At 67.7% G+C, this 20,841-nt stretch carries 18 protein-coding genes; 11 read left to right on the top strand and 7 right to left on the bottom strand.

All coding sequences use genetic code 11. The features are described 5' to 3' along the window. Positions 1-42: 42 nt before the first annotated feature. Positions 43-1,317, bottom strand: a complete 1,275-nt coding sequence (locus tag AT700_RS05290; RefSeq protein ID WP_003105667.1) for a cation:proton antiporter — start codon at positions 1,315-1,317, stop codon at positions 43-45. Positions 1,318-1,758: 441 nt separating this feature from the next. Here AT700_RS05290 and AT700_RS05285 point away from each other — a divergent pair, with 441 nt between their 5' ends. From AT700_RS05285 to AT700_RS05270, 4 genes are read left to right on the top strand one after another with little or no spacing between them, the layout of a single operon-like run. After that, positions 1,759-2,481, top strand: coding sequence for an ABC transporter permease (locus AT700_RS05285; protein ID WP_003092982.1), 723 nt, complete (start codon positions 1,759-1,761; stop codon positions 2,479-2,481). Beyond that, entirely contained in the window at positions 2,481-3,416 is a 936-nt protein-coding gene (locus tag AT700_RS05280) for a glycine betaine ABC transporter substrate-binding protein (protein ID WP_003113769.1), read from the top strand. Before AT700_RS05285 ends, AT700_RS05280 begins: the two co-directional genes overlap by 1 nt. Next, positions 3,416-4,078, top strand: coding sequence for an ABC transporter permease (locus AT700_RS05275; protein WP_003092985.1), 663 nt, complete (start codon positions 3,416-3,418; stop codon positions 4,076-4,078). The genes AT700_RS05280 and AT700_RS05275 overlap by 1 nt, the downstream gene beginning before the upstream one ends. A gap of 12 nt (positions 4,079-4,090) precedes the next feature. Further along, a complete protein-coding gene (locus AT700_RS05270; RefSeq protein ID WP_023111397.1) occupies positions 4,091-5,254 on the top strand; it encodes a betaine/proline/choline family ABC transporter ATP-binding protein in 1,164 nt (387 codons plus the stop codon). Between the two features lie 127 nt (positions 5,255-5,381). Here the strand turns inward: AT700_RS05270 and AT700_RS05265 are convergent, their stop codons facing one another. Genes AT700_RS05265 through AT700_RS05250 form a run of 4 tightly spaced genes read right to left on the bottom strand, consistent with a single transcriptional unit; the run spans position 5,382 to position 10,199 of the window. Then, positions 5,382-6,290 carry an HlyD family secretion protein gene (locus tag AT700_RS05265; RefSeq protein ID WP_003113767.1) on the bottom strand — a complete coding sequence of 303 codons (909 nt, stop codon included), beginning with the start codon at positions 6,288-6,290 and terminating at the stop codon, positions 5,382-5,384. A gap of 36 nt (positions 6,291-6,326) precedes the next feature. Beyond that, positions 6,327-6,527: a DUF1656 domain-containing protein gene (locus AT700_RS05260; RefSeq protein ID WP_003082823.1), complete on the bottom strand. Its 201-nt coding sequence runs from the start codon at positions 6,525-6,527 to the stop codon at positions 6,327-6,329. Continuing rightward, a complete protein-coding gene (locus tag AT700_RS05255; protein WP_048520801.1) occupies positions 6,517-8,712 on the bottom strand; it encodes an FUSC family protein in 2,196 nt (731 codons plus the stop codon). The genes AT700_RS05260 and AT700_RS05255 overlap by 11 nt, the downstream gene beginning before the upstream one ends. After that, the gene (locus AT700_RS05250) at positions 8,709-10,199 is read right to left on the bottom strand and encodes an efflux transporter outer membrane subunit (RefSeq protein WP_014602525.1); all 1,491 of its coding nucleotides are present in this window, start codon (positions 10,197-10,199) and stop codon (positions 8,709-8,711) included. Before AT700_RS05250 ends, AT700_RS05255 begins: the two co-directional genes overlap by 4 nt. A 245-nt stretch (positions 10,200-10,444) precedes the next feature. Between AT700_RS05250 and AT700_RS05245 the strand changes: the two genes are divergently transcribed. Then, complete coding sequence (locus AT700_RS05245; protein WP_003092994.1) at positions 10,445-11,398, top strand: LysR family transcriptional regulator; 954 nt, start codon at positions 10,445-10,447, stop codon at positions 11,396-11,398. Between the two features lie 94 nt (positions 11,399-11,492). Beyond that, entirely contained in the window at positions 11,493-12,470 is a 978-nt protein-coding gene (locus AT700_RS05240) for a 2-hydroxyacid dehydrogenase (RefSeq protein ID WP_003119251.1), read from the top strand. A gap of 17 nt (positions 12,471-12,487) precedes the next feature. On the opposite strand, the gene AT700_RS05235 is transcribed toward AT700_RS05240, so the two are convergent. Continuing rightward, positions 12,488-13,390 carry a DMT family transporter gene (locus tag AT700_RS05235; protein WP_003092997.1) on the bottom strand — a complete coding sequence of 301 codons (903 nt, stop codon included), beginning with the start codon at positions 13,388-13,390 and terminating at the stop codon, positions 12,488-12,490. Positions 13,391-13,515: 125 nt separating this feature from the next. Between AT700_RS05235 and mdrR1 the strand changes: the two genes are divergently transcribed. The 4 genes from mdrR1 to fecA all read left to right on the top strand — a co-directional run bounded on the left by mdrR1 (position 13,516) and on the right by fecA (position 18,406). Continuing rightward, entirely contained in the window at positions 13,516-14,397 is an 882-nt protein-coding gene (mdrR1, locus tag AT700_RS05230; protein WP_031634737.1) for a transcriptional regulator MdrR1, read from the top strand. Between the two features lie 100 nt (positions 14,398-14,497). Further along, entirely contained in the window at positions 14,498-15,007 is a 510-nt protein-coding gene (locus AT700_RS05225) for a sigma-70 family RNA polymerase sigma factor (protein ID WP_003092999.1), read from the top strand. Continuing rightward, positions 15,004-15,957, top strand: a complete 954-nt coding sequence (locus AT700_RS05220; RefSeq protein ID WP_003113764.1) for a FecR domain-containing protein — start codon at positions 15,004-15,006, stop codon at positions 15,955-15,957. Before AT700_RS05225 ends, AT700_RS05220 begins: the two co-directional genes overlap by 4 nt. Positions 15,958-16,051: 94 nt before the next feature. Beyond that, complete coding sequence (fecA, locus tag AT700_RS05215; RefSeq protein WP_012613633.1) at positions 16,052-18,406, top strand: TonB-dependent Fe(3+) dicitrate receptor FecA; 2,355 nt, start codon at positions 16,052-16,054, stop codon at positions 18,404-18,406. 95 nt (positions 18,407-18,501) lie between these two features. Here fecA and ivy read toward each other — a convergent pair whose 3' ends face one another. Further along, complete coding sequence (gene ivy / locus AT700_RS05210; RefSeq protein ID WP_003093002.1) at positions 18,502-18,963, bottom strand: lysozyme inhibitor Ivy; 462 nt, start codon at positions 18,961-18,963, stop codon at positions 18,502-18,504. Positions 18,964-19,183: 220 nt separating this feature from the next. Here ivy and AT700_RS05205 point away from each other — a divergent pair, with 220 nt between their 5' ends. Then, entirely contained in the window at positions 19,184-20,767 is a 1,584-nt protein-coding gene (locus AT700_RS05205; RefSeq protein ID WP_048520800.1) for a peptide chain release factor 3, read from the top strand. The last annotated feature ends 74 nt before the right edge of the window (positions 20,768-20,841 follow it).

The following is a 20,841-nucleotide window of genomic DNA, read 5'->3' as shown; positions in this document are numbered from 1 at the left end:
CGCCCGCCATGACGGCGGGCGCTCGCTTTGCGAAGGCTGCGCTCAGTGCGCCCCCTCGCTTTTCTCCAGCGGCTGGCCGGCGTAGATACGACGCACCAGCGGGCCGATGGAAAGCCCCTGGAGCAGGATCGATACCAGCACCACGATGTAGGTCAGGCTGAGGATCAGGTCGCGCTCCGGCCCCAACGGCAGGGACAGCGCCAGCGCCACCGAGACGCCGCCGCGCAGCCCACCCCAGACCAGGATGCGGATGGTGCCCGCCGGTACCTGCCGGTTGGCGCCACGGAAACGGCGCAGGACCAGGATCGCCGGGCCCACCGTGAGCAGGCGCGAGACCAGCACCGCGCCGCCTAGGGCGAAGGCCGCCGCCACGTGCAGCCAGGAGAACGGCAACAGCAGCAGCTCCAGGCCGATCAGGGCGAACAGCAGGGCGTTGAGGATCTCGTCGATCAGTTCCCAGAACTTGTCCACGTAGCGCCGGGTCTCGTCCGACATCGCGTAGTGGCGTCCGTGGTTGCCGATGATCAGCCCGGCCACCACCATCGCGATCGGCGCCGATACGTGCAGGCGCGCGGCCAGCGCGGCACCGCCGATGACCAGGGCGAGGGTCAGCATGACCTCCACCTGGTACTGGTCGATGCCGCGCATCATCACGAACACGCCGTAGCCGAGCACCGCACCGAAGACCACGCCGCCGATGGCTTCCTGGACGAAGAGGATCGCCGTGGCGCTGACCGTGGGCGCCTCGCCGAGCTGGAGGATGCCGAGGATGATGGCGAACACCACCACCGCGGTGCCGTCGTTGAACAGCGACTCGCCGACGATGGTGGTCGCCAGCGGTTTCGGCGCGCCGGCGGACTTGAGGATGCCGAGCACGGCAATGGGGTCGGTCGGCGAGATCAGCGCGCCGAACAGCAGGCAGTAGATGAAATCCACCTGCCAGCCGAACAGCGGGAAGGTGTAGTAGGCCAGGCCACCGATGACGAAGGTGGCGATCAGCACCCCGGCGGTGGCCAGCAGGCCGATCGGCCACTTGTAGCTGCGCAGGTCGGAGAGGTCGACGTGCAGTGCGCCGGCGAACAGCAGCGCGGGCAGGAACCAGGTCATCAGCACTTCGGAGAAGTCGATGCGGCGGATGATTTCCTGCATCTCCACCTCGAGGATCGGATAGCCCAGTTCCGACAGCCCCTGGACGATCAGCGAGAACACCAGCGCCGTGGCCATCACGCCGATGGTCGGCGGCAGGCGGATGAAGCGGTAGTTCACGTAGGTGAGCAAGGTGGTCAAGGCAATGAATGCCGCGACGAGATCGAGCATGACGCGGGGTACTCCCTTAGCAGAAGGTAAAACACCTACCCCAAAAGGCCGATCCGTGAACCGTGGGGTGCGAATGTCTGGAAAAGCCCGAGAAAATTTCGGAACCCGCATCATAACCGCAGAAAAGCCCTGGACGTCCAGCGCACCGATACGGTGCATGGCGCGCCGCCGACACGGCAGCGCCATTATCGACCGCTTCCCCGGGAAAATTTCTTCGTTCGCCGCCAGCCCAGGCGAGACGGCGGCTGCGGCCGCTTGCCCAGGCCCGGTCATGGCACAAGCATGGCCGTTTCGTTGAACCTCCGCGAACGACGAACGGTCAACCCTTTCAGGGTCGGGAATTCGGTGCCCATCCGAAGCCTTTGATTTCCGGCCTGTTTCCGCGCTTCGACGAAGCGCCCGACAGCGTAGCCAACGCTCATTCCGAAGGGAGTCCCGACCATGGTGAAAACCTGTGGCAAGGCCCTGCTCGGCCTCTGCGCCGCAGCCGCCGTACTGGCCTTGCTGATCCACTGGATCACCCCCGCGACCATCCTCCACTACCGCGAGGACCTGCTGTTCTACTTGCAGGCCCACCTGGTGCTGGTCTTCAGTTCGATGGCGGCCGCCCTGCTGGTCGGCGTGCCGGCCGGCATCCTGCTCAGCCGTCCCGGCATGCAGGCCCAGGCCGAACGCCTGATGCAGGTGTTCAACGTCGGCAACACCATCCCGCCGCTGGCGGTGCTGGCCATCGCCCTGGCGATCATCGGCATCGGCAACGGCCCGGCAATCCTCGCCCTGTTCCTCGCCTCGCTGCTGCCGATCGTGCGCAACACCTACGAGGGCCTGCGCAATGTCTCGCCGGCGCTGAAGGAAGCCGCCACCGGCATCGGCATGACGCCCAACCAGGTGCTGCTGCGGGTGGAACTGCCGAACGCGGTGCCGATCATCGTCGGCGGCGTGCGCGTGGCCCTGGCACTGAACGTCGGCTCCGCGCCGCTGGCGTTCCTGATCGGCGCCAACAGCCTGGGCAGCCTGATCTTCCCCGGCATCTACCTGAACAACCACCAGCAACTGCTGCTCGGCGCCGCCTGCACGGCGCTCCTCGCCCTGCTGCTGGACGCCCTGGTGGTGCTGTTCAGCCGCATGTTCCTGGAACGCGGCCTGACCGCCAAGGAGGCCTGATGAACCGACTGATCCGCTCACTCTGCCTGGCCTGCGCCGGCCTGTTCGCCGCCGGCCTGGCGCAGGCGGAAACCCTGCGCATCGGCGGCAAGACCTTCACCGAGCAGCGCATCCTCACCGCCATCACCGCGCAGTTCCTGCAGAAGCGCGGCTACGACGTGACGGTCACCACCGGCCTGGGCAGCACCCTGGCCCGCGCCGCCCAGGAAAGCGGCCAACTGGATATCGTCTGGGAGTACACCGGCTCGTCGCTGATCGTCTACAACCACATCGACGAGAAGCTCGACGCCGCGGCTTCCTACCGCCGGGTCAAGCAACTCGACGAAGCCCAGGGCCTGGTCTGGCTGAAGCCGACCCGCTTCAACAACACCTATGCCCTGGCCATGCCCGAGGAACAGGCCGAGCACCTGGGCATCCAGAGCGTCAGCGATCTCGCGCGGGTGCTCGCCGAACAGCAGGAGGCCGAGCCCGGGAGCACCCACCTGTTCGCCATGGACCCGGAGTTCGCCGGCCGCCCCGACGGCCTCGGCCCCATGAGCGAGCTGTACGGCCTGCACTTCACCCGCAACGACATCCGCCAGATGGACGCCGGGCTGGTCTACACCGCGCTGAAGAACCGCCAGGTGTTCCTCGGCCTCGTCTACACCACCGACGGCCGCCTGAAGGATTTCAAGCTGCGCGTGCTGAAGGACGACAAGCAGTACTTCCCCTTCTACAACGCCGCCCCGGTGGTGCGTAAGGAGGTCATGCAGCGCCATCCGGAGTTCGCCACGCTGTTCGATCCGATCATCGAGCGGCTCGACGACGCCACCATGCAGGCGCTCAACGCGCGGGTCGATATCGAGCAGCAGACGCCACAGAAGGTCGCCGCCGACTTCCTCCGCGAACACCACCTGCTCGACGACGGCCAGGCCGGCCAGGGAGGTAGCCAGTAATGGACTTCTTCAGCGTGCTTTCCCATCTCGACTGGTCCCAGGTCGGCCAGCTCACCCTCCAGCACCTGCTGCTGGTACTGGTCGCCGTAGGCCTGGCGATCCTCGTCGGCGTGCCGCTGGGCGTGCTGATGACCCGCTTCACGTGGCTGGCCGGCCCGCTGCAGGGCGCCGCCACGGTGATGCTGACCATCCCCTCGATCGCCCTGTTCGGCCTGCTGATGCCGGTCTACTCGGTATTCGGCCAGGGCCTCGGGCCGCTGCCGGCGATCACCGCGGTGTTCCTCTATTCGCTGCTGCCGATCCTGCGCAACACCTACCTCGCCCTGACCGGCGTCGAAGCGGGCATCCGCGAGGCCGGCAAGGGCATCGGCATGACCTTCTGGCAACGCCTGCGGATGGTCGACATTCCCCTCGCGGTGCCGGTGATCCTCGCCGGCGTACGCACCGCCGTGGTGATGAACATCGGCGTGATGACCATCGCCGCGGTGATCGGCGCCGGCGGCCTGGGCGTGCTGATCCTCACTTCCATCAGCCAGAGCAACATGCCGATGCTGGTGGTCGGCGCGGTACTGGTCAGCCTCCTGGCCATCGTCGCCGACCTGCTGCTGCAATGGCTGCAACGCATCCTCACCCCCAAGGGACTGCGCGCCAGCGCGCACTGACAGGAGCCGAACATGATCGAACTGGACAAGCTCAGCAAGACCTTCACCCAGAAGAACGGCAAGGAGTTCCGCGCCGTCGATTCCGTCAGCCTGACCGTGGAGAAAGGCGAGATCTGCGTCTTCCTCGGCCCCTCCGGCTGCGGCAAGACCACCACCCTGAAGATGATCAACCGGATCATCCCGCCGACCTCCGGCCGCGTGCTGATCGACGGCCAGGACACCGCGGACCTCGACGAGGTCACCCTGCGCCGCCACATCGGCTACGTGATCCAGCAGATCGGCCTGTTCCCGAACATGACCATCGAGGAAAACATCATGGTCGTGCCGCGCCTGCTCGGCTGGGACAAGGCGCGCTGCAAGGAGAAGGCCCGCGAGCTGATGAGCATGGTCAAGCTGGAGCCCAAGCAGTACCTGCAACGCTACCCGCGCGAACTCTCCGGCGGCCAGCAGCAGCGCGTCGGGGTAATCCGCGCGCTGGCGGCGGACGCGCCGCTGCTGCTGATGGACGAGCCGTTCGGCGCGGTCGATCCGATCAACCGCGAGTCGATCCAGAACGAGTTCTTCGAAATGCAGCGCAAGCTCGGCATGACCGTGATCATGGTCAGCCACGACATCGACGAAGCCATCAAGCTGGGTGACAAGGTGGCGGTGTTCAAGAGCGGCCGGCTGCTCCAGTACGACCACCCGGACACCCTGCTGGCGCACCCGGCGGACGAGTTCGTCAGCGCCTTCACCGGCCAGGACAGCACGCTCAAGCGCCTGCTCCTGGTGCGCGCCGAAGACGCCGCCGACAGCAGCCTGGTCACCGCCCGGCCGCAGACCCCGGTGGCCGAGGCGCTGGAACTGATGGACGAGAACGACCGGCGCTACCTGATCGTGGTGGATGACCAGGGCAAGGGCCTGGGCTACGTGCGACGCAAGGACCTGCGCCGCCAGGAAGGCACCTGCGAACCGTTCGTCACCCCGTTCCGGGTCACCGCCAGCCACGACGAGCACCTGCGCATCCTGTTGTCGCGGATGTACGAGTTCAACAGCTCCTGGCTGCCGGTGCTCGACCCCGACCAGCAGTTCCTCGGCGAGGTCACCCAGGAATCCATCGCCGACTACCTCAGCTCCGGCCGCTCGCGCGGCGGCAAGGGCCTGATCGTGTCGCCGGCCGAACAGGTCGGGGCCTAGGCCGCCGGGTGGATATTCACCGCCGGCAGCCGCCAACCGCAGCGTATTCCTGGCGAGTGGCGCCCTCTTCCGCCCCGCCGAAACGAAAAAGCCCGGCATCCGCCGGGCTTCTCCCTGCCCCTTCCACTCAACCGGCCCGCCCCGGCGCCTGCGCCGCCGAGGCCTGGTCGTCGCGCCCTTGCGGCTTGACGATCACCGTGCAGGTGATCCCCGCCGAGAGCAGCACGCCGTCCGGCACTTCGTCGATGTGTACCCGCACCGGCACGCGCTGGGCCAGGCGCACCCAGTTGAAAGTGGGGTTGACGTCGGCGGTCAGCTCGCGGCTTTCCGGGTTGTCGCGGTCGTAGATGCCGCGGGCGATGCTTTCCACGTGGCCCTTGAGGTGTTCGCCGCTCATCAGCTGCATGTCCACCGGGTCGCCTTCGCGGATGTACGGCAGCTTGGTTTCCTCGAAGTAGCCGTAGACCCAGTAGGAGTTCTTGTCGATCACCGCCATCTTCGCCTCGCCGACCCGCGCGTAGTCGCCACGGTGCACGTTGAGGTTGGTGACGTAGCCGTCGACCTGCGCCACCACCCGGGTGCGCTCCAGGTTCAGGCGCGCGGCGTCGAGCTGGGCCTTGGCCTGCTCGTAGTCGGCCATCGCCGCGGCGGCGGTGTTGTGGGCGTCGTCGCGGCTTTCGCGGGAGACCACCATCTCATCCATTTCCGCGCGCCGCCGGGCGTTCAACTGGCGCATCTCCAGGGTCGCCTTGCGCGAGGCAACCAGCGACTCGGCCTGCTTCACCGCAATACGGTAGTGGTCGGGGTCGATCTGCATCAGCAGGTCGCCTTTCTTCACCAACTGGTTGTCGCGCACCGGGACGTCGACGACGATCCCGGAAACGTCGGCGGCGACATTGATCACGTCGGCGCGCACGCGACCGTCACGGGTCCAGGGGGTGTCCATGTAGTTGACCCACAGGGTCCGCCCGATAAATACGGCGACCAGCAGGATCAGCAGGGTCGCCAGCAGGCTGATTACGGATTTCAAGGTCATGGTCGGCTCACGATAACGAAGAGGTGCGCTACCGCCTCAGCGGTAGATGGTCAGGGACAGGCCGCCGTACAGGCAGGCGAACAGGCTGACCCGGAACAGCGCCGGGTGCCAGGTGAAGCGATACAGGCCAACCGAGGCGAAGATCCGGTCGAGCCCCCAGGTGAGCGCCGCGGCGATCACGAACAACAGCGTCAGGGTCGGCATGTAGACCCCATGGATGGCGATTTCACGAGGCATGGACGGTACCTTGGCCGCTCGTCCGGCCGGCCAGTTCGGTCAGTGGCGAGGTCGGCGCGAGCAGGGAAGAACGGATGAAGTGCAGGTAGCTGCGCACCCGCCGTAGCGGCGAGCTGTCGAAGTGCGGCGCGCAGGGTTCGTCGGTGTGCCTGGCCGCGTGGATGGCCTGGTCGACAGCCGCCAGGGCGCGCTCCAGGTTCTCCGCACCGGGGCGCACGAACAGCCGGATCAGGGCCCGCCCCATGGCGCGGATCGCCTGGCGCCAGGGCATGGCCTCGGCGTAGCAGGGTTCGTCCGGCAGGCGCTCCTGCTCGCGACGCAGCTCGATGATCGCGTGGCCGACCTCGAGCACCAGGAACATCCAGCGCAGCAGCCCGCGCTGCACGTCCGGGCGCCCGGCGGCGACGCCATAGGCCTGGTTCAGCAGGTCGCGGGTACCGCTTTCGAAGGCCGAGCCAAGCCCCCTGCTCCTGCCGCTGATGGCGAACACCACGCGCATCCGCAGGTCGCGCTCGAGGCGCTTCCACAGCCAGGCGCTGTTGGGCGGCAGAATGACCGCGGCGGCCGCGGCCGAGAGCAGCATCGAGAGGATCAGGGCGATGTACTCGTTGATCACGTGGGCCGGGTCGTAGACGGTCAGGTTCGCCGGCACCGAACCGAAGCAGAAGAACACCAGCAGGCCGAGACCGTAGCCGGCCCACTGCGGCCGCGAGGAGATGAACGCGCCGAGGGCGAACACCGGCGCCAGTACCAGGCATAGCAGCGGGAAACCGTCGATATGCGGGTAGACGAAGAACATCTCGCTGAAGCCGAGCAGCGCCGCCGCCATGGTGCCGATGGCCATCTGCATGGCGACCTTCTTCGGGTTCGGCGCCGCCGAGGCCAGCGCCGAGACCGCCACCGCGTTGAGGGCGAAGGTGCCGCCGCTGGGCCAGGTGCTGTAGATCCAGAAACAGCCGAACAGCAGGATCATCAACCCGGTGCGCATCCCCGCCACTGCCGCCGCCACCGCGTTGGCCTTGGCGGTGAAGGCGTCCTTCCACTGCTCGCGCTCGTGGCGGTGGGCGGCCAGCGAGGCATGGGTCAGGGCGTAGTCGTGCATCTCCTCGGCGAAACGGTAGAGCAGCTCGGCGGCGGTATTGAAGTCCAGCCGCGCCTCTTCGCCCGGCTCCCGCGCCAGCAGTTCTCCGCGCGCCTGGCGGATGCGCGCCATCAGGCGTTCGCGGCAGTCGGCGAGGCGCTGGGCGAAGCGCTCGGCGTCATGGTCGGTGACGGCGCGGCCACGGATCTCCTCGAGCAGCCCGGTGATTTCCTCCAGGCACGGTTCGAACGCTTCCAGCACCTGGGTGGAGCCCTGCGCGCGCAGGCGTTCGAGCAGTTGGTGGAGGGCGTGGAAACGGGTATTCATGGCCATGAACTCGCTGCTCAGGCGAATCAGCCGGCCATTGCGCAGGCGCATGTGCGGATCCTCGAAGGCGCTCGCCGCGCGCATCGTCTCCAGGCCCACGGCCTGGGCGGCGAAGGCCACGTTGCTGCTTTCGAAGCGCTCGCGCCCGCCGACCCCGCGCAGGCTGTCGAGGACGAACGCGGCGAACAGGCCGAAGCGCACGTACAGCGCATTGCGCATCGCCGCGCTGGTGGTCTGCGGCATGATCACCGCGCTGACCACCCCCGAGCAGAGGATCGCCAGGCTGATTTCCAGGACCCGCCAGATCGCCTGCATGAAGGCGCCTTCCGGATGGCTGGTGGCGGGGATGCCGATCAGCGTCGCGGTGTAGCCGGCGAGCACGCAGGCGTAGGAGCGGAAGTCACGGTAGCGGGCGGCCCCGGCGGTGCAGAGGCCGATCCAGATCGCCGAGCTGAGCAGGAACAGCACTCGCTCCTGGGCGAACAGGGCGATCAGGGTAACCATCACGCTGAGGCCGACCAGGGTGCCGAGGATGCGGTAGAAGCTCTTGGCGAACACCTGGCCGCTCTGCGGCTGCATGACGATGAACACGGTGATGGTCGCCGTGCTCGGCTGCGGCAATTCCAGGCGCATCGCCAGCCAGAGGGTCAGGAAGGCCGCGCAGAGCACCTTGAACACGTAGATCCAGGTCGCCCCGTCGCTGCGCGCCCACTCGGCCAGCGCGTGCCGCCACTCGTCGCGGCTGGGCAGGGCGAAACCAGCGGAGCGGCCGCTCATCGCGAAGACACCGCTCTGACCGGGACGTTCTCCGGCGCCAGCTTCCGCTGCACCGGCGTATCGGCGCCGGCCCCGACGCCGCCGCCGAGGGCGGTGAGCAGGCTGGCATGGGCGGCCAGCCGGGCGGCCTGCACCTGCTCCTGGACCAGTTGCTGCTGGAACAGCCGGGTCTGCGCGTTGAGCACGTTGAGGTAATCGGTGAGGCCGCGCTGGTAGGCCAGGGTGGCGATATCGTAGGTCTTCTGCGCGGAAGCCACCGATTGCGCGGCGAAGTCCTTCTGGATGTCCACCGAATGCAGGCGGATCAACTGGTCGGAAATGTTCTTCAGCGCATCCACCAGGGTCTGGTTGTATTGCTCCACCGCCGCGTCGTAGCCGGCCGCCGCCTCGCCCAACTGCGAACGCAGGCGGCCGCCGTCGAAGATCGGCAGGGTCACCGCCGGGCCGGCGCTGTAGGTGTACTTGGCGCTGCGGAAGAACTCCAGCATGCCGCCGCCGACGGCACTGAAGCCGACCGAGGCCATCAGGTCGACGTTGGGGTAGAAGTCGGCGCGCGCCACGTCCACGCCCTTGGCCAGGGCGGCGACCTGCCAGCGGCGGGCGACCACATCCGGGCGGCGACCGAGCAGTTCGGCCGGCAAGGCGCTGGGCAGGCTCGGCTGCGCCGCCAGGTTCAGGCTTGGCCGGCGGATCGTGCGGCCCTCGCCCGGGCCCTTGCCGGCCAGGGCGGCGAGCAGGTTGCGGGTGAGCTGGATTTCTTCGTCGATCACCTCGATGCGGCGCTCGGTCTCGGGCAGCGGCACTTCCGCCTGGCTGACCTCGAAATGCGTGCCGATGCCGCCGCGCAGGCGACGCTGGGCCAGGGCGAGGATGTCGCGCTGCTGTTGCAGCATGGCCTTGGCGATGTCCATCTCGGCGTACTGCAACGAGAGCTGGACGTAGGCGCGGACGATGTTGCCCTCCAGCTCGAGCTGCGCCTGGCGCGCCTCGGCGGCGGCCATGTGGGCCAGGTCGACGGCGCGCTCGCTGTCGCTGCGGTCGCGCCCCCAGAGATCGAGCTTGTAGTTCAGGCCGATCTCGGTGGAGTTGTTCCAGGAAGTGGTCCGCGCCAGGTCGCCGGGGCCGTAGAAATAGTCGTCCGGCCAGCGGTGGCGGACCAGCGAGCCCTTGCCCTCGATCTGCGGCGACTCGATGGACTCCACCAGCCCGGCCATGGACTTCGCCTGGCGTACCCGCGCATGGGCTACCGCCAGGCCTGGATTGCCGTCCAGCGCCTTCTCGATCCAGGCGTCCAGCTGCGGATCGGCATACACCTTCCACCACTGCGCCTGCGGCCAGCCGGCCTCGCGGGCGGCAGCCTGGATCGCATGGTCGGTGGCCAGGGCGTTGACGTCGAGCGTGGCGGCCTCGGGGGCGATATCGCCTGTACTGACACAACCGGATATTGCGGAGAAAACGACGAGAAAACCGACGAAGGAGCCGACCAAGGTCAGTTCCTTCCTGAGAGCACGCGGCACGTTGTCTGATCCTGGAGGGGCGAAGCACGGAATTTGAACGGTACGGGCGCCGTTCAACCCGCTCGAGCGTTCGTGCGCTCGGGGGCCGATGAATTTTAAGAGGCTGGCGGCTGCTGATAAGCTGGCTCAAGTGCGATTGTTTATTGCGTAATGTGAAATAATCCGCCATCGCAACAATCTGACACACTTCTGCGCGTGCCTAGGAGGCCCCGTCGATGGACACCCTGCAAAACATGCGAGCCTTCGTCTGCGTGGCGGAAACCGGAAGCTTCACCGCGGCGTCCCAGCAGCTCAACACCACCACCGCCTATGTTTCGCGGGCGGTGGCCAACCTCGAGACGCACCTGCGCACCCGCCTGCTCAACCGTACCACTCGTCGCATCGCCCTCACCGAGGCCGGCCAGCGCTACCTGCTGCGCTGCGAGCAGATCCTCGCCTACGTCGAGGAAGCCGAGGCCGAAGCCAGCGACGCCCATGCCCGACCCGCCGGCAAGCTGAAGCTGCATTCGATGACCGGCATCGGCCAGCACTACGTGATCCGCGCCATCGCCGGCTACCGCCAGCAGTACCGCGACGTGACCTTCGACCTGACCATGGCCAACCGCGTGCCGGACCTGCTCGACGAGGGCTTCGACGTGGCCATCGTGGTGGCCTCCGAGCTGCCCGATTCCGGCTTCATTTCCCAGCGCATCGGCGAGACCTACAGCATTCTTTGCGCCTCGCCGGAGTACCTGCGCCTGAACGGCACGCCGAGCGAGCCTTCGGAGCTGGCCAGCCACGACTGCCTGCGCCTGGTCAGCCCGGTGGTGCCGCTGGATCGCTGGCTGTTCGACGGTCCCAACGGCCAGGAAATGGTCTCCATCGGCGCCTCGCCGTTCCAGGTCAATGTCGGCGACGCCATGACCGAGGCAATCCGCTCCGGGCTGGGCATCGGCATCCTGCCGGTGTATTCGGCCATCGAGGACCTGGGCAAGGGCACCCTGGTGCGGGTCCTGCCGCAACACCGCCTGCAACAGCTCAACGTCTATGCGCTGTACCCTTCGCGGCAGTATCTCGACGCGAAGATCAAGACCTGGGTGGAATACCTCAAGGAAAGCCTGCCCGGCCTGCTCCAGCGCGACGAAGCGGCGCTGGTGGAGCTGGGCCTGGAACTCGGAAGACCCTCCTGAGCCGATAATCGCCCGCCCAGTGGCGGGCCCCTGCCCGCCGCTTCGATGGCGGTGGTATGGTCGGCGCTTTCGCTCCCGCTTGCAGAGTCCCGTCATGAAAAAGAACGTCTTCGTCTTCAGTCGCCTCGCCCCCGAGCATCTCGAACGCCTGCAATGCCAGTTCAACGTCCGCGTGCTCGAACCGAAACAGGGCGACATCGACGCCCAGTACGCCGCCGCCCTGCCCGATACCCACGGCATGATCGGCGTCGGCCGGCCGCTCGGCGCCAGGCAACTGGAACAGGCGATGCAGCTGGAAGTCATCTCCAGCGTCTCGGTCGGCTACGACAACTATGACCTGGACTACCTGAACCGCCGCGGCATCGCTCTCACCAACACGCCCGACGTCCTCACCGAGACCACCGCCGACCTCGGCTTCGCCCTGCTGATCAGCGCCGCGCGACGGGTCGCCGAGCTGGACGCCTGGGTCAAGGCCGGGAACTGGAAGCGCACCGTCGACGCCCCGCAGTTCGGCACCGACGTGCATGGCAAGAAACTCGGCATCCTCGGCCTCGGCCGGATCGGCGCGGCCATCGCCCGGCGCGGCCGTTTCGGCTTCGGCATGCAGGTGCTCTACCACGGCAACAACCGCAAGCCGGAACTGGAACAGGAACTCGGCGCGCGCTTCCTCGGCTTCGACGAACTGCTCGGCGAGGCCGACTTCGTCTGCGTGGTGGTGCCGCTGGGAGCGCAGACCCGGCAGTTGATCGGTGCGCGCGAACTGGGCCTGATGAAACCCTCGGCGATCCTGGTCAACGTCGCCCGCGGCCAGGTGGTCGATGAGGCCGCGCTGGTCGCCGCCCTGCGGGAGAAGCGCATCCTCGGCGCCGGCCTGGATGTCTACGAGAAGGAACCGCTGGCCGAATCGCCGCTGTTCGCCCTGGACAACGTGGTGACCCTGCCGCACATCGGCTCGGCCACCCACGAGACCCGCCGGGCCATGGCCGAGCGGGCGCTGCAGAACTTCGAGGCGGCCTTGCGCGGCGAGCGGCCGCTGGACCTGGTCAATCCGCAGGTGTGGCGACGCGGCTGAGCGCGCCTCCCTCTCCGCTAGGTCGAGCGCGCCGGCCCGGCCAGCGCCGGCGCCTTCGGCTTGCGGAACACCAAGACGTTGCCGAGCATCACCAGGACCAGCCCGGCCAGCGCCGGTGCGGTCCAGCGGTAGCCCTCGGCGAAGGCCGAGATGTTCAGCGCCACCACCGGGAACAGCACGGTGCAGTAGGCGGCGCGATCCGGGCCCATGCGCCCGACCAGGGTCAGGTAGGCGGTGAAGCCGATCACCGAGCCGGGGATCGCCAGGTACAGCAGCGAGCCGACGTAGCGCGCGCTCCAGTCGAAATTCAGCGGCACGCCCTGGAACAGGCACAGCGCCAGGAGGATCAGGGTGCCGTAGAGCATGCTCCAGGCATTGCCGGTGAGCGGGCGGATGCCGGCCTTCTGTTGCAGGCTGGAAAGCATGTTGCCGGTGGAGAAGCACAGCGTGCCTAGCAGGGCCAGGCCGAGGCCGTAGAAGGTTTCCGGGGTGGCCTGGTGACCCACCAATTCCGGCCAGAACAGCAGCCCCAGGCCGAGCAGGCCGAGACCGCCACCGGCCATCACGTTCGACGCGATGCGCTGGCCGAACCACAGGCGGGCGTTCAGCGCATTCCACAGGGTGGCGGTGGAGAACACCACGGCCACCAGGCCGCTGGGAATCCACTGGCTGGCGGTATAGAAGCAGATGAAATTCAGGCAGAACAGGCATACGCCCTGGGCCATGCACAGGCGTTGGCCCCGTGCGTCCAGCCTTTGCAGGCGGCGGCCGAGCAGCAGCACGGCGAACAGCACCAGCGCCGCCAGGGCGAAGCGGTAGGCGATCGACAGGGTGATCGCCACCGGGCCCATCTGCAGCTTGATGGCGATCCAGGTGGTGCCCCAGATGAGCACGGTGAGCAGGTACAGCGAAAGATTCATGGCGACTCCGCAACGACAGGATGCCGTCAGTCTGCGGGCGAGGCCGGGCGCGACCATTGTCCATTCTTGCGCTTTTCATCCGCCGCCTCTCGCGGCAGCGTCCGGGCGCGGGTAGCATGGCCGGCATGCACCAACCCAGTGATTTCCAGGTATTCCGCACCCTCGACCGGACCTCCAATGCGCGCCTGCTGCGCAGCAGCACGCTCAGCGACGGCCTGGCGCTCGCCCATTGGTACCGCGACGAAGCGGAGATCCTCGGCTACAGCGACCCCGGCCATCACACCCTGTCGCTCTACCTGCAGGGCGGCTGGCAGACCTTCCGCCGCGATCGTCCCGGGCTCTATGGCGGCCCCGACCGCTTCTGCGTGATGCCGGCCGAACACCACTCCGACTGGGCGGTGACACGCGGCCTGGGCTTCATGCACCTGTACATAAGCCCGGAACGCCTGGCCGGCGCGGCGGTACGCACCCTCGATTGCGAACCACGCAGCCTGCAACTGGAGGAGCGCACCTACATCCAGGACGAGCCGCTGGCCGCCCTGTGCCGGACCCTGGAACGACAGGACTGGAACGAACCCGGCGAGCGCCTGCTATGCACCAGCCTCGCCCACCAGGCGGTGGACCACCTGCTGCTCACCGGGTGCGGCAGGCGTACCGACGTACGCTGGCAGGGCGGGCTGGCCGCGCACGTGCGGCGGCGCCTGGCCGACTACATCGAAAGCCACCTGGAGCAGCCGCTGGAACTGGGGTCGCTGGCGGAGCTGGCGGCGCTCTCCGAGTACCACTTCGCGCGCATGTTCCGCGTATCCTTCGGCCTGCCGCCGCACCGCTACGTGCTGGAACGACGCCTGGCGCGGGCCCGCGACCTGCTGGCGTACTCCGCGCAGCCGCTCCAGGAGGTCTCGCTGGCCTGCGGCTTCGCCAGTCCGAGCCATTTCAACCGGCGCTTCCGCGAAGCCCATGGCGCCACCCCGGGGCAGTACCGCGCCGCCCTGAAAGCCTCCTGAAAGCCAGGCGCCGACAGCCTGCGGTTGTAGGCAGGCATTCCCGCAGCATAAAATGATAACTATTATCATTCGTTAATCCTTCTGCTCCGGGAATGTCCAGGTGTCGAGCGCCGACCTCGCCCATGCGGCCGCGTTGCATACCCTCTACAGCGACCACCACCACTGGCTCACGGGCTGGCTGCGGCGCCGCCTCGGCTGCCCGCAGAACGCCGCCGACCTGGCCCAGGACACCTTCGTCAAGGTCCTGGTTTCGCGCCAGGCCGCGCGCATCGACGAACCGCGCGCCTTCCTCACCACCATCGCCCGCCGCGTGCTGTGCAACCACTACCGCCGCCAGGACGTCGAGCGCGCCTACCTGGAAGCCCTGGCCAGCCTGCCCGAGCGGGAAGTCCCCAGCGAAGAGACCCGCGCCATCGTCCTGGAGACCCTGGTCGAGCTGGACCGTCTGCTCGACGGTCTGCCGCCGCTGGCCAAGGAGACCTTCCTGCTGGCCCAGCTCGACGGCCTGGGCTACGCCGAGATCGCCACGCAGCTGGGCATCTCCCTGAGCAGCGTCAAGCGCTACATGCTCAAGGCTGCGCAACGCTGCTACTTCGCCGAGCTGCCATGAGCCTGCCCGCCGCACCCAAGGTGCCGCCGCAGGTGGCTGAACAGGCCGTGCGCTGGCTGGTCGAGCTGCAGGGCGGCGCCGACGACGAACGCCTGCGCCAGGCCTGGCAGCGCTGGCGCCAGGCGGCCCCGGAACACGAGCAGGCCTGGCGCCACATCGAGGCGGTCAACCAGCGCCTGGCCGGGATAGGCACGCCACTGGCCCTGGCCGCCATCAACGCACCGCATTCGCCGCAACGCCGGCGCGCGCTGAAGACCCTGCTGCTGGTCCTGGCCGCCGGCGGCAGCGCCTGGGGCCTGCGCGAGAGCGGCAGCCTGCAGCGCTGGAGCGCCGACTATGCCACCGGCGTCGGCGAACGCCGGCGCCTGGCCCTGGCCGACGGCAGTCGCCTCGAGCTGAACAGCGACACGGCGGTGGATGTCCGCTTCGATGCCGGCGAACGGCGCCTGCTCCTGCTGCGCGGGGAAATCCAGCTCAGCACCGGCCACGACCCGCGCCCGCTGCACGTGTACAGCGCGGAAGGCCGGCTGCGACCGGTGGGCACCCGGTTCGACGTGCGCCAGTTCGCCGGACGCACCCGCGTCGCCGTCCACGAAGGCGCGGTACAGGTGGAGAACCGCGCCGGCCAGGGCCTGCTGTTGCCCAGCGGCCGGCAACTGGACTTCGACCGCGAGCGACTCGGCGCTCCGCAGCCGCTGCCGGTCGGCAGCGGCGCCTGGACCGACGGCATGCTGGTGGCCGCCGGCATGCGCCTGGACGAATTCCTCGCCGAAGTCGCGCGCTACCGCCCCGGCCGGCTGGGCTGCGACCCGCGCATCGGCGGCCTGCGGATTTCCGGCAGCTATCCGCTGGACGATAGCGAGCGGATCCTCGCCACCCTGCCGGCGGTGCTGCCCGTGGAGGTACGGCGCGTCACCCGCTACTGGGTCGGCGTGCACCCGCGCGAATGAGCGGAAAGATATTTCCGCGCACCTGAGCCTTTTTCCCCACCTCGCGTGACAGAGGAGGAAAGCCAACCTCGAAAGATCCACTGGAGTGTCCCTCATGTCCCCGTCACGCGCCCTGTCGCCGCTCAGCCGCGCCCTGCTCCTCGCCTGCCTCGGCGGTCCCGTCCTGGTTTCCGCCGGCAGCGCCTGCGCCGCCGAGATCCGCACCGATGCCCGCCAGTACTACCGCCTGCCTGCCGAGCCGCTGGAGCAGGCGTTGAACCACCTAGGCCGCCAGGCCGGCGTGCTGATCGCCTTCAGCCCGGAACAGACCGCCGCGCGACGCAGCCAGGCGCTGGACGGCGAGTACACCCTGGAGGAAGCCCTGGCCGCCCTGCTCGCCGGCTCCGGCCTGGAGGCGCGCGCCCGCGGCGACGGCGCCTACACCCTGGAAGCGCTGCCGGTGGAAGACCCGGCCAACCTGCAGGCGCTCACCGTGGTCGGCGACTGGCTGGCCGACGCCAGCGCCGCCGACGTCTTCGAGCATCCCGGTGCGCGCGACGTGGTCCGCCGCGAGCAGTTCCAGGCCCAAGGCGCGGCCAGCACCCGCGAAGTGCTGGAGCGCATTCCCGGGGTCAGCGCGCCGCTCAACAACGGCACCGGCAGCCACGACCTGGCATTGAACTTCGGCATTCGCGGCCTCAACCCGCGCCTGGCGTCGCGCTCGACGGTGCTGATGGACGGCATCCCGGTGCCCTTCGCCCCCTACGGCCAGCCACAGTTGTCGCTGGCGCCGGTGTCCATCGGCAACATGGACGCGGTGGACGTGGTCCGCGGCGGCGGCGCGGTGCGCTACGGGCCGCAGAACGTCGGCGGCATCGTCAACTTCGTGACCCGGGCGATCCCCGAGGACTTCGCCACCAAGCTCGACGTGCACAGCGAACTCAGCCCCAGCTCCAGCCAGGACGGCCTGAAGACCACCCACAACGTGCTGATCGGCGGCACCGGCGCCAACGGCCTCGGCGGCGCCCTGCTCTACTCCGGCACCCGCGGCGGCGATTGGCGCGAGCACAGCGATACGCGGATCGACGACCTGATCCTCAAGGGCCGCTTCCAGCCCAGCGACGAACACGCGTTTTCGGCGATGACCCAGTACTACGACGGCGAGGCCGACATGCCCGGCGGCCTCGGCACCGCGGCCTACCGCGACGACCCGTACCAGTCGACCCGTCCCTACGACAAGTTCTGGGGCCGCCGTACCCTGGCCAGCGCCAGCTACGAATACACCCCCAACGCCAGCCAGAAGCTCAACGTCACCGGCTTCTTCACCAAGACCCTGCGCAGCGGCTACCTCGACCAGGGCCGCAACCTCACCCTGTCGCCGCGCGAATACTGGGTGCGAGGCCTGGAAACCCGCTTCAGCCAGGGCTTCGAGCTGGGCGAAAGTCGCCACGAAGTGGGCATCGGCCACCGCTACGTCAACGAAGCCAGCCACGAGCTGCGCTACTGGACCCGCGCCGACAGCGGCCAGCTACCCAGCACCGGCAGCCGCAACGACCGCGACACCCGCGGCAGCACCGAAGCCAACGCGTTCTACATCGACGATCGCATCGACATCGGCAACTGGACCATCACCCCCGGCATCCGCTACGAGAAGATCGATTCCGAACAGAAGAACCTGCTGAAGAACAGCAAGGACAGCGGCCGCTACAACGCCTCGCTACCGGCGCTCAACGTGATCTACCACCTCACGCCGAGCTGGAACCTCTACGCCAACACCGAGGGCTCGTTCGGCACCGTGCAGTACAGCCAGATGGGCAAGGCGGTGCGCAGCGGCGACATCGAGCCGGAGAAGGCCCGCACCTGGGAACTCGGCAGCCGCTACGACGACGGCATCCTGCGCGCCGAACTGGGCGCCTTCCTGATCAACTTCGACAACCAGTACGAGAGCAACCAGCAGACCGACAGCGTGACCGCCCGCGGCAAGACCCGGCACAAGGGCATCGAGGCGGCGATCGCCTACGACCTGGCCGATCTCGACCCGCTGCTCTCCGGCTTCGACGTCTATGCCAGCTACGCCTACGTCGACGCGAGCATTCGCGAAGACGGGCCGAACAAGGGCAACCAGGTGCCGTTCTCCTCGAAGCACAAGGGCACCCTTGGCGCCAACTACCGCACCGGCGCCTGGAGCTACAACCTCGACGGCAGCTTCCAGACCAGCCAGTACGCCGACAACGCCAACACCGAGAGCGAAAGCGCCGACGGCAGCACCGGGCGGATCGCCGGCTGGATGGTCTGGAGCGCGCGCGGCACCTACGACTTCGGCCCGCAACTGAACGACCTCAAGCTCGGCCTGGGGGTGAAGAACCTGTTCGATCGCCGCTACTACACCCGCTCGTTCGACGACAACAACAAGGGCCTCTACGTCGGCCAGCCGCGCACCCTGTACGTACAGGCCTCGGTCGGTTTCTGAAGAAAGACCGCGGGAGCGCATGGCGCAACGGCGGACGATCGCCAGCGATCATCCGCCCTCCCCGCCGCCGGGCCTGGTTACCCTCAGGCCCGGCGTCACTTCCAGTTCGGATCGCTCTCCAACTGTTTCATCAGCAGCTCGCGGACCTGCCTGGAGGGTTCGCCGTACCAGCGATAGGTGGCGTACTTGCTCGGCGTCTGCATGACTTCGGCGGGCTCGTCCGGCAGGCTCACCTGCAGCCCGTAGGCGGCACTCTTGTCGCCGCGGAACGCCACCAGCAGGCGGTTGTTGCCGCAATCGTGGGGTTTGCAACTGTTGGCCAGGACGTAGGGCTGGCCCTCCAGGCTCAGGCTGGTGGACGGGGAACTCGGGCCGCTGGCGTCGGAAACCCATTTCGGCACGTCGCTCTCGCCCTTGAACATGGCATGCCAGGTGGCCTTGTAGCCGGGCTGGCCGAGCAGTTCGAACAGCCGCGGCTGCTCCTCGGCCTGCGCCGGCGCCCAGTGCAGCGCCGCGCCCAGCAAGGCCAGGGAGAGCAGTCTGGATACTCCGTTCATGGTGATTTCCTTCGATCGGGTGAAATGAAAGCAGTCTATCCGGCGGTGGCCGCCGCTGGCTGCTTGGAACGGCACGACTGCGACAAGTTCGCTGTCCACCGGCAATTCCATCGATCGCCGGATGACAGGCATCCCGACGCGCCGCGTTTTACCGCTATAATCCCGCGTTTTTCCGGGCCGTCCCGCGCCCACGCCAACGGATTCCAGCAGGCACGCATCCATGACCACTCAGGCCGCCGAAGTCGCGAAGCGCCGTACCTTCGCGATCATTTCCCACCCCGACGCCGGTAAGACCACCATCACCGAGAAGCTCCTGCTGATGGGCAAGGCGATCGCCGTCGCCGGTACCGTGAAGTCGCGCAAGTCCGACCGCCACGCCACGTCCGACTGGATGGAGATGGAAAAGCAGCGCGGCATCTCCATCACCACCTCGGTGATGCAGTTCCCCTACCGCGAGCACATGATCAACCTGCTCGACACCCCCGGCCACGAAGACTTCTCCGAAGACACCTACCGCACCCTGACCGCGGTGGACTCGGCGCTGATGGTGCTCGACGGCGGCAAGGGCGTCGAACCGCGGACCATCGCCCTGATGGAAGTCTGCCGGCTGCGCGACACGCCCATCGTCAGCTTCATCAACAAGCTCGACCGCGACATCCGCGACCCCATCGAGCTGCTCGACGAGATCGAGGCGGTGCTGAAGATCAAGGCCGCGCCGATCACCTGGCCGATCGGCTGCTACAAGGACTTCAAGGGCGTCTACCACCTGGCCGACGACAGGATCATCGTCTACGTCCCGGGCCACGGCCACGAGCGCGTCGAGACCAAGGTCATCGAAAAGCTCGACTCCGACGAAGCCCGCGCCCACCTCGGCGATCTCTACGACAATTTCGTCGAGGAGCTGGAGCTGGTGCAGGGCGCCTGCCACGAATTCGACAAGGACGCCTTCCTCAAGGGCGAGATGACCCCGGTGTTCTTCGGCACCGCGCTGGGCAACTTCGGCGTCGACCAGGTCCTCGACTGCATCGTCGACTGGGCGCCGCAGCCGCTGTCGCGCGCCACCCACGAACGCAGCGTGGAGCCGACCGAGGAGAAGTTCTCCGGCTTCGTGTTCAAGATCCAGGCGAACATGGATCCCAAGCACCGCGACCGCATCGCCTTCATGCGCATCTGCTCGGGCAAGTACGAGAAAGGCATGAAGATGCGCCACGTGCGCCTGGGCAAGGACGTGAAGATCGCCGACGCGCTGACCTTCTTCTCCTCCGAGCGCGAGCAACTGGAAGAGGCCTATGCCGGCGACATCATCGGCCTGCACAACCACGGCACCATCCAGATCGGCGACACCTTCAGCGAAGGCGAGAACTTCGGTTTCACCGGCATCCCGCACTTCGCCCCGGAACTGTTCCGCCGCGTGCGCCTGAAAGACCCGCTGAAATCCAAGCAGTTGCGCCAGGGCCTGCAGGAACTGGCCGAGGAAGGTGCGACCCAGGTGTTCTTCCCCGAGCGCAACAACGACATCATCCTCGGTGCGGTGGGCGTGCTGCAGTTCGACGTGGTCGCCAGCCGCCTGAAGGAGGAATACAAGGTCGAGTGCGCCTACGAGGCGATCAACGTCTGGTCGGCACGCTGGATCGAGTGCGACGACGAGAAGAAGCTCAAGGAGTTCAAGGACAAGGCCTTCGAGAACCTCTCCGTGGACGGCGGCGGGCACCTCACCTACCTGGCACCGACCCGCGTCAACCTCAGCCTGATGGAAGAACGCTGGCCGGACATCCGCTTCCGCGCGACGCGCGAGCATCACTGATCGCACGGGAGGAGCCAGGAACAGCCTACCTGTCTCCTCCCGCGGCGGTCTCGGCGCAGGGCGGATAACCGTAT

The organism is Pseudomonas aeruginosa (assembly GCF_001457615.1).
Taxonomy (GTDB): Bacteria; Pseudomonadota; Gammaproteobacteria; order Pseudomonadales; family Pseudomonadaceae; genus Pseudomonas; species Pseudomonas aeruginosa.
This window is presented reverse-complemented; position numbering and strand designations above follow the sequence as displayed.

Bases quoted from the DNA above. Each gene is read 5' to 3' on its own strand.
- AT700_RS05270 (WP_023111397.1), top strand. From the start codon at position 4,091: ATGATCGAACTGGACAAGCTCAGCAAGACCTTCACCCAGAAGAACGGC.
- AT700_RS05205 (WP_048520800.1), top strand. From the start codon at position 19,184: ATGACCACTCAGGCCGCCGAAGTCGCGAAGCGCCGTACCTTCGCGATC.
- ivy (WP_003093002.1), bottom strand. From the start codon at position 18,963: ATGAACGGAGTATCCAGACTGCTCTCCCTGGCCTTGCTGGGCGCGGCG.
- AT700_RS05240 (WP_003119251.1), top strand. From the start codon at position 11,493: ATGAAAAAGAACGTCTTCGTCTTCAGTCGCCTCGCCCCCGAGCATCTC.
- AT700_RS05235 (WP_003092997.1), bottom strand. From the start codon at position 13,390: ATGAATCTTTCGCTGTACCTGCTCACCGTGCTCATCTGGGGCACCACC.
- AT700_RS05220 (WP_003113764.1), top strand. From the start codon at position 15,004: ATGAGCCTGCCCGCCGCACCCAAGGTGCCGCCGCAGGTGGCTGAACAG.
- AT700_RS05245 (WP_003092994.1), top strand. From the start codon at position 10,445: ATGGACACCCTGCAAAACATGCGAGCCTTCGTCTGCGTGGCGGAAACC.
- AT700_RS05280 (WP_003113769.1), top strand. From the start codon at position 2,481: ATGAACCGACTGATCCGCTCACTCTGCCTGGCCTGCGCCGGCCTGTTC.
- AT700_RS05265 (WP_003113767.1), bottom strand. From the start codon at position 6,290: ATGACCTTGAAATCCGTAATCAGCCTGCTGGCGACCCTGCTGATCCTG.
- AT700_RS05275 (WP_003092985.1), top strand. From the start codon at position 3,416: ATGGACTTCTTCAGCGTGCTTTCCCATCTCGACTGGTCCCAGGTCGGC.
- AT700_RS05290 (WP_003105667.1), bottom strand. From the start codon at position 1,317: ATGCTCGATCTCGTCGCGGCATTCATTGCCTTGACCACCTTGCTCACC.
- AT700_RS05285 (WP_003092982.1), top strand. From the start codon at position 1,759: ATGGTGAAAACCTGTGGCAAGGCCCTGCTCGGCCTCTGCGCCGCAGCC.
- AT700_RS05255 (WP_048520801.1), bottom strand. From the start codon at position 8,712: ATGAGCGGCCGCTCCGCTGGTTTCGCCCTGCCCAGCCGCGACGAGTGG.
- AT700_RS05260 (WP_003082823.1), bottom strand. From the start codon at position 6,527: ATGCCTCGTGAAATCGCCATCCATGGGGTCTACATGCCGACCCTGACG.
- fecA (WP_012613633.1), top strand. From the start codon at position 16,052: ATGTCCCCGTCACGCGCCCTGTCGCCGCTCAGCCGCGCCCTGCTCCTC.
- mdrR1 (WP_031634737.1), top strand. From the start codon at position 13,516: ATGCACCAACCCAGTGATTTCCAGGTATTCCGCACCCTCGACCGGACC.